Source organism: Flagellimonas oceanensis (assembly GCF_003992595.1).
GTDB classification, from domain to species: Bacteria; Bacteroidota; Bacteroidia; order Flavobacteriales; family Flavobacteriaceae; genus Flagellimonas; species Flagellimonas oceanensis.
The window spans coordinates 1-11,166 of record NZ_RZNA01000014.1 but is presented as its reverse complement, the minus strand read 5'-3'; the positions used below and the strand labels follow the sequence as shown (position 1 = coordinate 11,166).

The 11,166-nt window shown below is 39.1% G+C and carries 5 protein-coding genes; 2 read left to right on the top strand and 3 right to left on the bottom strand.

The annotated features are described in order from the left end of the window. The 3 genes from EO132_RS04500 to EO132_RS04490 all read right to left on the bottom strand — a co-directional run. The coding region (locus EO132_RS04500; RefSeq protein WP_164732267.1) for a helix-turn-helix domain-containing protein at nucleotides 1–257 on the bottom strand (257 nt) is incomplete at its 3' end. A 437-nt stretch (nucleotides 258–694) separates the two neighbouring features. Next, nucleotides 695–3,991, bottom strand: coding sequence for a type I restriction endonuclease subunit R (locus EO132_RS04495; RefSeq protein ID WP_127136787.1), 3,297 nt, complete (start codon nucleotides 3,989–3,991; stop codon nucleotides 695–697). After that, nucleotides 3,992–8,521 carry a protein NO VEIN domain-containing protein gene (locus EO132_RS04490; RefSeq protein ID WP_164732269.1) on the bottom strand — a complete coding sequence of 1,510 codons (4,530 nt, stop codon included), beginning with the start codon at nucleotides 8,519–8,521 and terminating at the stop codon, nucleotides 3,992–3,994. A gap of 246 nt (nucleotides 8,522–8,767) precedes the next feature. On the opposite strand from EO132_RS04490, the gene istA reads away from it, so the two are divergent. Further along, nucleotides 8,768–10,321 (top strand): IS21 family transposase, encoded by a 1,554-nt coding sequence (istA, locus tag EO132_RS04485; protein WP_127136785.1) that lies wholly within the window; start codon nucleotides 8,768–8,770, stop codon nucleotides 10,319–10,321. A 24-nt stretch (nucleotides 10,322–10,345) separates the two neighbouring features. Then, nucleotides 10,346–11,083: an IS21-like element helper ATPase IstB gene (gene istB, locus EO132_RS04480; protein WP_127136784.1), complete on the top strand. Its 738-nt coding sequence runs from the start codon at nucleotides 10,346–10,348 to the stop codon at nucleotides 11,081–11,083. The last annotated feature ends 83 nt before the right edge of the window (nucleotides 11,084–11,166 follow it).

The following is an 11,166-nucleotide window of genomic DNA, read 5'->3' as shown; positions in this document are numbered from 1 at the left end:
GGGAAGTACCGCTCTAAGGTCCTCAGCTGTTCGCTCTTGGGCTTTTGGTCCGCCTTGAAGAGCCTGTGGATCTCCTCCAGGGTCATCTCCGAGACCTCGTAGGGCGTCAGCCTGTAGCACTTGAAGAACTCGATGTACTTGGCCACCGTGTTGCGGGAGATGCCAAGTTCCTTGCTGATCCGTCGCTTGCTGGCCCCCTCGCCGTACAATTTGTAAATCCTTTTTGCCTTTCGCATATCTATCTGTTTGTTCGCCATGGTCTTTTTTACAAAAGAAACCATCGCAACACTCAAATAGAATCGATCTTTTTAGTGGCTCACGTTCATCCGCCCCACTATGCTCACTTTGGTCCGCCGCGGGTGGCTCACTTTGACCCGCCGAAGGTGGTATACTATGCCCGTTTTTTGCACCAAAACTGCCAATCCTTGACCAATTATATTGTGATGAGATCAAGCATGCCTATTGTAATCGCAATTATAGCCACAGAAAAAATTATACTGATGAAGATTGGTTGAATCTTGATGATGCACTTTTTTTTGCTCAAGAGAAAAACCGCCTACAAAAAAGTTCAAAAATCTAATCTGACTTTAGCTCAATAAACACCCCGTGGGGTGTAAGAAAACGATTTTCTTTCATGGCACCCGCCAATTAATTAACTATAAGGGAAACGGATACATTACCAGACAATAAATCTTTACGCAACGAATCCGATACCCCGTTGAGCTAACTCAAAAAAGTGTTGGAAAACCACATCGGTTTTTTCTGAAAATACTTTTCGGTCATAAGAAACAGGTAATGTTTCGTTTAGAATTTTCTTAATTTCATGGCGAACCATTTCTTGAGTAGCGCGTTCTTTATGCCACTCCTGCATCAAAATATTCTTTTTAGCATCAAAGAGGACTTCCATAAGGCCAATTGCAGCAGATTTCACTTGATTTTCCTCTTCCTTAGTCAACTTGGTTTTTTTAAGCAAATCGTAAATCTCCAATTGTTCTTCGGTTAACCCTACGGTGGCGGCCCGCTGCTGTTCTTTCGACAAATCTTTTGCGAAACTTGTCATCGCATCATAAACATCCTCGATATCCAAATGGCCCGAATTATAATCCTCGATAATTTTTTCAAAACGCTGCAAAAAAGAGCCTCGAGTTTTATTCTGAGCTAACATTTGTTTCAGCTTAATCTCCATCAGCTCCCTTAGATCCGCAAACTTTATGTTCTTGTGTTTACTTTTTGGAAAGGCTTGACGCAGTTTTTCAAAATTTAGTTTACTTAAATCTATTTGTTTGGACGAATTAATTATATAATTTGCAGCGTTTGAAGGTTCCTGTAAATCGCCAATGCCTAGAACACTACTATCCAAAAGGGAGTCCAGTTTTTTCTTTGCTCTTTCAATTGCTTCATCTTGATCAACATGCCGGTCAACCACTTTCCTCAAATATTGAAATACATCTCTGGCCTTTTTGATTTTTGGATGACCATATATTTCTGGCTTGGCTGAATCATATAACGCATCTATGGTATTTACATAAAGTCCCAGTTGTTTTTTATAATCGTCCTTTACCAGAATAATGTTAGCATATTCCTGAAACAACTCTATTTCTTTAAACCCTTTTTCTCCAAGATTTAAAATCACATCAATATCTGCGTCCAATGATTTACAGAAAGTTTTGGCATCGGCAATACCGTCTTCTAAAAGCTTTAATAGCTCTTCAAATTCTTTAACCGGAAACTCTTCTGACTCTTTATCAGCACCTATTCCTTTAGTTCCTTCCGCGTAATCTGCAAGTGCTTTTTTCAGGTTTCTAAAAACTCCAAAATAATCAACAACCAACCCATTTTTCTTTCCTTCAAAAACTCTGTTGGCCCTTGCTATGGCTTGCATCAAAGTATGGTTCTGCAAAGGCTTGTCCAAATACAAAGTAGAAACTGCCGGAGCGTCGAACCCGGTTAACCACATAGCCGTAACAAAAACAATTCTATAGGTGTTATTCGGATCTTTAAAATAATCTTCAATGTTTCGCCCATCATCATCTGGGTACTCCATTAATTTTCTATGAGGTGTGATGTTCAGTCCTTCCTCTTCAAATTTTTCCTTTTCCTCCTTTTCACTGCCCTCTGCACTAACAACCGCTGCCATTCGGGTTTCTTCCATAAAATTCAAGGCTCGCTTATATCTTTTCTTCAGTTCTAAATCTGTTGTGCGGGCAATTTTTCTGCGTAACTCTTTAATTTCTTCTTTTTGGGCTTGCTGTACCATTTCATACATACGCACAGTTGTAAACTTGTCAATACTTACAACCATTGCTTTCATGGGTTTTCGATTGCCCTCTCCGTCTTCCATGTCCAATCTATAGGGGTAATGTTGGACAATATGCCTAGCAATTTCTTTAAGTCGATCCTCTCTTCTTACCACTTCCATTAAAGTGGAATATTCTTTATCAAGCTTCTGTTTTTGCTCTTCAGTTAAACTTTCATTTTCTAAGATTTCAGCGGCATCGCCCACTAAATTTTCATTTACTTGTTCAACTCTGGGCACACTTTTTTTATAATAGAGTGGAACCGTTGCGCCATCTTCGATACTTTGGGCAAAATTGTATTCAGAAACGTAAGGGCCAAACCAGTCTTTGGTCAATTCACTTCTAAGCAAAGGGGTTCCCGTAAAGGCAATATATTGGGCGTTTGGTATTGCAATACGCATATTTTCGCCAAAACCTTTATACTGGGTCCTATGTGCCTCATCAACCATCACAATCCAGTTGTCTCTATCAGTTAGTTTTGGGTAAGTTTTCCCTTTTTCAATACCGAACTTGTGAATTAGGGTAAACAAAAAACTTCGATTCGATTGAAGATATTCTTGTAATTTATTTCTTGAGGTTGGTCGGTAATAATTCTCTTTCTGGTCTTTGGTCTCGGTTATCGTTCCTGTATCCTTAAAATTACGATAGATCTGGTCATCCAAATCTTTCCTGTCGGTTATGACCAAAAAAGACCAATTGCCCGTTATTTTCCGCTCGACCTTTCGGGAAAAGAAAATCATGGAATAGGATTTTCCCGAACCTTGGGTATGCCAAAACACTCCCAGCTTCCCTTGTTTGCCTTCCTTCTCTTGAAGCGATTTTATGGCATTGTTAACCCCCAAGAACTGATGGTTCTTGGCGATAATCTTTACCTTGTCGTTGTAGTATAGCGTAAAATTCTCATAATAGTCCAGCAAAGAGTTCTTTTGGCAAAGACCTTTACAAAACAATTCCAGGCTTAAACGATTTTTTACGGTCTCGCTTTCAGCCTCTACCTCCAAACGGTTCTTTTGATTATGCGTGACCGCCGTGTCTTTTAATTTAACCCATGAAAAATAATGTTCCCATGGTGCATTATATGCACCTACACGGGTTTGAATGCCATTGGAAATACAGACAAAACAATTGTACCAGAACAACTGGGGGATATCCCTTTTGTAACGTCTTAAATTGGTGTCAAATCCGGACTTAACCTTTTGTGTTGCATTTTTGAGTTCTATCATTACCAAAGGCAAACCGTTGACGTACAAGAGTACATCTGGTCTACGGGTAATGGCCGAAGTTTGTAAATACTCAATGCTTAGTTGAGAAACAACTACAAACTCATTTTCTTTTGGTTGGTCAAAATCTATGACCTTTACATAACAGTTTTCCTCTCTTCCTTCATTATTGATATAAGTTACCGGCACTCCGTTTTTTATAAGCAGATATACTTCTTTATTAGCCAGTACAGAGTCCATACTCGCCCTACTTTTAGTGAGTATATCGATGGCCTCCTCTATTGAAGTTTTGGGTAACTTCGGGTTTAAATCGACAAGGCTATTTCGTAACCGATCATAAAGAACCACATCTTTAAGGGATTCGCGTCCCACCAATCTCTTTTCCCAAGCATTGATGTGTTCTGCATAGTCCAATTCATCCAAAAAGAACTGAATGTCCGCTTCCTCTATATGTGATTCGTTGATAAATGCCATTTACTTGAAACTTATTTTAAATTCATTCATTTCAACCAAAAAACCGCAATTTTCAAAAAAAGTATCTCCCTGTTTATAGGAAAAAATATTTTTTAAATAGTTAAACTTTATATTCTTGGAGAGCAAATTATTTATGAAGAGTATATCATAATTATCTTTTTGTAAATGACCTACTTTCATCTCATTTTTACTAATATAAAATGTATTCATTCCTGTAATGGAACTTTTAACTTCAACTAACCTTGTTTCTCCATTAATTACACATTCAAAGTCATAACCAAAGCCATCTGTTCCTTCGGGTTGCCCAGCTCTAATTGCATTTTCAGACTTCCAGTAAACTTCGTCATATTCTTTTTTCAAAACCTCAAAAGCATACTTTTCCCCTATAAAACCTATGTCTGAATTTGGTATGCTTGTCACTATATTGTTTGTCGATTGCTTAGGTTTTTTTCTTCTAGAACCCCTTTTGGGGCTATCGGCTTTTTCAGGGTTATAAAACTCTATTTTCAGATTTAATTCATCAATACTTTTCTCAATCTCACTAATTAGTTTTTCATCATCAATAACATCAATTTCTTGACTATCCGGTGATAGCTTTACAGTTCGTCTATTATGATCTTCCTTTAAATATCGTGCTTTATATTCTTCAAATACTTCTTTAAGTATTGAAAAATATATTTTGTTTTTAATTTCATTTTCGTAAAGCATAGAGAGTAAAAGATCACTGCGGTATATGTTCTCCTTTTTTAAAAGTTGTTTTAATTTACTTAAATTGGACTTATATACGTTTTCAACATCAATGTACTCCTCAGAACTTAAATCATTTTCAGTTATATTAAAATCTTCTTTAATGTGTTTAATGTAAAGCCCCATTAAATCAACAAACAACGAATCTGGAAGGTCAATTTTCAATAAATCGAATGAATCAAATTCGTCAATGTCCTGGGTAAAGGTTTCTGAATATCCTTGAGAAAATAGTTTAAACTTATACTTTTTTAAAGTTTCCTTGTGAATATTGGTTAATCTCTCCATATAAAGTTCGGAGAAGTCTATGTTGAGATTTAAATGCCGATTCAACTCCTTTAAATCTAGATTTAATGCGGAAAATAACGATTTGAACAACTCGAAGTTAGCAAATGACGATAGCTGATTATAATTTATTCCTCTGTATATATCAAAAAAGTTATCCCACCTTATTTTTTCTGAAAAAGTATTGTGTATTGCTTTTTCGTCTTTTAGGTTGATTTCGGCTATGTCAATTTTACATGATTTTAATATACCCTTCCAAAACACCTGTTTTACTGACAATACCCCTTTAAAGTTTTTTAATACTTGGCTTTCTATTTTATAAAAATCAGGAAATTCACGAAGTAAAATTTCCCTCCATTTAGATTTTGGTTGACCAATTAGTAACATGAAATCCTTTCGGTTTTCAGTAACTGCGATAGCACCACAAATTATATCTGATAAAGTTTCGGTAAATCTAAAATCATGTTTTAAATTATCATAAAACTTAATCTTATTATCAACTTGCACATAATAAGTATGGGATTTCTTCTCATATACATATTCGTTTTGTTTAAGAACCAAGTCATGTTTTTTTCCATTTAATTCAAAATAAACCTTTGAACCTTCACATAAACGTACTTTAAGGTTTTTTAAACTACTTAACTCTTGCTCTTTTTGCTTTGATTTCAGGTTTTTTTGAAACCTGTATATGAACAACAATGGCTTAAGAGCCTCCAATTCTTGTGTAAACTGCTCGTTTAGCTTTTCATTAAAGCCAGGGTTATTTACCACAAACTCAATGTAGTCCATAGGCTCAACCCCAAAGAGTTCTTTTATCCTTGCATTACCAACTCTTTGCCGAATTTTGGCAACATTTAATTTTGAAATTAAATCTTGACTATGATTTGGATTCAAAACATAGGTAGCCTCTTTTACACTAATAAATTCATTTTTGCCATTTACATCGCAAAGCACAAATCCGCTTTCTAAAAATGAATGCCTTTTTTCAATATCCCAATTAAAATTCTTTGGTAAATTACTCGTTGCATCAATTATAGAGTTATATAATACAGATGATGAACTTGAATCTTTATCAAAACACCTATGGTGCTCATTTAAAAAACCATACATAACTTCTATGGGGAGGTCTTTAAAACTATCCCTTACACCCAATCTATTCAATAAAAGTTCTACCTGATCTGTTTGAATGTTATAATAATTGAAAACCTCTGCGTTGTAATTTATTTGTGGTGTATGTACCAAGGGGGATAAGTTTCCACTATTATCAACACATTCTGTAGGTTTTACTTTTAAACCGTTTTCTACTGGAATAAACCTTTGTGATTTTAAATAGAATAAGATATAAGATTTTATGTCACTATCTTCAAGATATCGGTAATTACGAACTTGGTTGAATAAAAACCAGAACTCTGCTTTATCATGTTCTTGATTGTAAACAATACTCTGATAAATATCTTTGTCTTTTAGAAACCAAGTAATTAAATGTTCTATTTCTGAATTACTCACTATTTCTTTAAAATCCTCAAACCACAAAACATTGATATCATGTCCATATGTTGAGTTTATTTCAGACCTTGACTCAAATATTTTATGGTCCTCTGGCAAAGAGTACGGGTATTGTAAACAATCAAATATGTAATTTATATAAGCTGACTTATTTGGAATATTTTTGCTTTCTAAAATCAACTTTCTTGGCATGTCGGCAACTCCTATCCATTTCAGATATCTTTCTATTTTTAAAGATTGTTGCTCTTCATATATGTCATCTATTCCATTTATTTTTGAAGAACCAACGAACACATCTTTATTAAAAGAACTTAAAAGGTTTTCACATAAATATCCTGAATCATATTCTTTTCCAAAATATAATGTGTTTGCTGAACGTAATTCCCCTTTCCTTGTAAATAATTGGGGGGATGGTAAATTTTGAAAGAAATTGGTTTTATCAAAATCTTCTTTCATATTGCTGAAAATATGAAACAATGCTTTGTGCATTCCACTTATCACCTTTTTATTTTCGCTTTTCGCTTTGCCAATACGTTTATGCGAACCTGTGATGAGTTTTCTGGCAACTACAGCCATCGAGTATTCATCAACCCCAAAAACTCTCAATCTCGTTGATAAGTCACGAATATCCCCATTAATCTGTTTCTTTAATAGCTCTGTAAAATCCTTATCAATAAATTGTAGTTCCAATTCACTGGGCAAATCATAAACAGTACCAGAAGGGGGTAATATAATCTCATCCTTACCTGTTTTAATTATTTGATTGTCTTTTCCTATCAATAAATTGGGAAGCTGAGGTTTTTCATTTTGATAAAAGCTGGTAGTATTTGCGCTTAATATATCAATCCAATGGGCTCTTTGATCTAGTGTAAAACCTCCATCATCAATTATTTTATTCAGCTTTTTAGTAAACTTTTGGTCCGAATACCTTATATCATAAAACTCCTCGTTTATATAGTCGATGATTATCTCGTCTGAAGTAGATTTTAAAAGTGCTTTGAAATTTTGGCGATAATCAATTGGAATAAATTGTTCTATCTCAATGTCATAAAATTTAAATCTATCTTGATAGCTAATATAATCGTCTTGTAGAGTTGGAAATATTGCAGTTTCATTTATATATTCCTTTATTAAATCCTTAAAATTCCAAGGTTCTTCATTAAGTGAAGAATATTGGTAGTCATCAGGGATTAATAATTTAAGTGCATCATAGGTGCTTACATTTCCTTCGGTTAGCTTTAAAGAACAGTTAATGAGTAATTTCGCCAACTTTTCTATTAGCTGGATATTGAAGTTGTTTTTGTCCCTAGTTAAGTGATTTCTGTCGGACTTTAACTCAAACGACCCATGGGCAATGACAGGGTATGGGAAATCTACCTCGGTCCTAAAATGGGAAAACAACTTATGAAAGCTCACCTTTTCATCTGGATTGTAAGCTATTTTTAATTCGTAATTCTTTGTTTCCTCAAGACCATTTATTTCGCCTTTATCCTCCAAAATATTCCATATCCATTCAGCATTTTCATCTTCATCCAAAAAGTCTGTTTTTGATAATCTTATCTGACCGTTCGGCAAGTTTACTTTGGAAATTGCAAAGTGTTCCACTGGAGTTTGAACCTCTATCTCCTCCAACTTATTTAAAAAGATGAGAATTTCTGGGACAATATCTACAGCTATCTGCTCTAAAATATCATCATAAAGATCTTCTTTTAAAGTAAGTTCAATAACCGTATCATAACCCTTTTCCTTTTTTTTGGAAAAATCATTTTCAAAATAAGGACAGCGCAAAACAGAAATGGGAATCTTCTTTTTGGTCTTGCGCCTTAAAATTGATTTTATTTCAGGTTGCTCTTCTAAGATTCCTTCTAAAAAATTTTCGGCATGCTGTTGGGAAAATTTTAAATGTAAATCGTAACTGGCAATGTAAATTTCTTTGGACCAATTGAGTATGGAACGAAAACCCAGGCCTTTTTTGCCCACTTTATTTTCCTCCATGGTTTTTGGGCTTAAATCACTGTACATTAACGACTCTACGCCTCCAAGAGAAAAAGGGTGGATACTTCGGTTCGTTTTGTGCCACCCATTTCGGAGTTATAGTGCCAGGCATTTCGGTTTGATCTGTGCCACTTTTGGCGGGCGGCCCGATCCGTTTCGGTTCGTTTTGTGCCAGTGATATCGGTTCGATCCGTGCCACTTTGAAAGATCAAGTAACAATTACCTTGTCGCTCAAAAACAAGCGATATGGCCAATACACTTGATCCGATGGACCTAAAACAGATTATTTCCCTTCACCTCGATGGGCTGAGCAACCGCAAGATAGGTGCCACCCTAGGGATATCCCGTAACACGGTGAACAGCTATATGCGCCTGTTCGGGGCCTGCGACCGCTCCCTTAAGGAATTGCTCGCCCTTGACAATGGGGCCCTGGAGGCACTCTTCCCATCCCATACGACCATAGACAATGTTCGCTACGACGAGCTCATGCGCTGTTTCGAGGGGATCAACAGGGCCAGGAACCACCCCGGCTTCACCTTCCTCCACCATTACCAGGATTATGTCGGAACGGCCAAGGATCCCTATGGCTATACCCAGTTCCTGGAACATTACCACCGTAAATATGCAAAGATAAAAGGCTCGATGAAGCTCGAGCACGACCCCGGCAAGGAACTGTTCATCGACTTCGCGGGCAAGAAACTGCATATGGTCGAGAGGGACACAGGGGAAGTGGTCCCGGTGGAAGTGTTCGTGGCCATCCTTCCCAATAGCCAGTATACCTACGTGGAGGCCTGCAGGAGCCAAAAACGGGAGGACCTGATCGCTTGTTGCACCAATGCCCTGAACTATTACGGTGGCGTGCCCAAGGCCATTGTATCGGACAACCTGAAATCCGCGGTGACAAGGGCGAGCAGATATGAGGCGGACATCAACCGGAGCTTCAAGGATTTTGCCCGGCACTACAACTGCGCCATAAACCCCGCCCGGGGGTATTCCCCGCAGGACAAGGCCCTGGTGGAGAACGCCGTGCACCTTGCCTATCAGCGCATCTATTACCCGATGCGGGAAATGGTGTTCTTCTCCCTGGCCGACCTGAACCGGGAGATAAAGCGCCTGTTGGTGGCCTATAACGGTCTATTGTTCAAACGCAAGGAGGCCAGTCGCAGGGAACTGTTCCAATCCGTGGAACGGGAATACCTCAAGCCCCTGCCCGGGAGTGCTTACCAGCTAAAGGACTATCGCAGGGCAAAGGTCCAGAAGATGGGCTATGTGTACTTCTCCCCGGACAAGAGCTATTACAGCGTCCCCTACCGTTATATCGGGAAGGAGACCACAATCCACTATACGGGTTCCACGGTGGAGGTCCATTACCACCAGCGGCGGATCGCGCTGCACGGGCGCCACCCGGAAAAGGGCAGCTATAATACCAAAAAAGAGCACCTGGGCAGTACCCATAAATATTATAGCGACTGGAGCCCGGAGTTCTTTAAAAGGAAAGCGGCCCGCCATGGCGACCATGTGCTGGGCTGTGTGGAGACGATACTGTCAAAGGGGGACTACCCGGAGATAGGATATAAACGGGCGATGGGGGTCATACAGCTCCATAGGGCCTACGGTTCGCAACGCCTGGACAATGCCTGTAAAAGGGCCCTTCAGGCGGATGCCGCCACCTATATGCGCATCAGGAACATCCTGAAGAACAACCTGGACAAAAGCTCCCTGTTCTACAGGGACCTGGAAGAGGACAAGAGCCACATCCCGGACCACGGGAACATACGTGGCGCCTCCGCTTATCAATGATCATTAACTTAAATCCGATATATTATGAACAATGAACAGACGATCGAAAAACTCAAACAGATGCGCCTTACCGCCATGGCCCAATTGCACCAACAGCACGTAAGGGACAACGGTTCGCCCGACATTACCGCGGACGAATACCTGGCCCTGCTCACGGACCACCAATGGGAGGACCGCCAGAACAGGAAGATCCAGCGGCTGCTCAAACAGGCGGGGTTCGCACAGTCCGCCAACCTGGCCGAGGTGAAACATGACCAACAGCGCAACCTGGACAGGAACATGTTCGCCCGCCTGGGGACCCTGGATTTTATGGCCCGCAAGGAAAACATCATCCTCACAGGGGCCTCGGGAACGGGCAAGAGCTATCTGGCACAGGCACTGGGCCACCAGGCATGTATGATGGAACACAGGGCCATATATGCCAATACGGCAAGATTACTTAAAAAACTGAAACTCTGCAAAGTGGACGGCACCTATCTAAAGGAACTGGACAAGCTCCTGAAAACCGACCTGTTGATCCTGGACGACTTTGGCCTGCAGAGCTTTGACAACCATGCCCGGGAGGCCATGATGGATATCATAGACGACCGTTACAACAAGGCTTCCACCATTATAGCTTCCCAGATACCCGTATCGGCTTGGTACGATATTATCGGGGAAAGCACAATTGCCGACGCCATATTGGACAGGATAGTGAACTCCTCCCACAGGTTGGACCTAAAAGGGGAAAGCTTAAGAAAAGGAATTTTAAAAAACGATTGACACATTTTTTTGTATTATTGAAGGATCTTTCAAAGTGGCACTGTTTGACCGAAACAGGTGGCACCATCACTCCGAAATAGCCA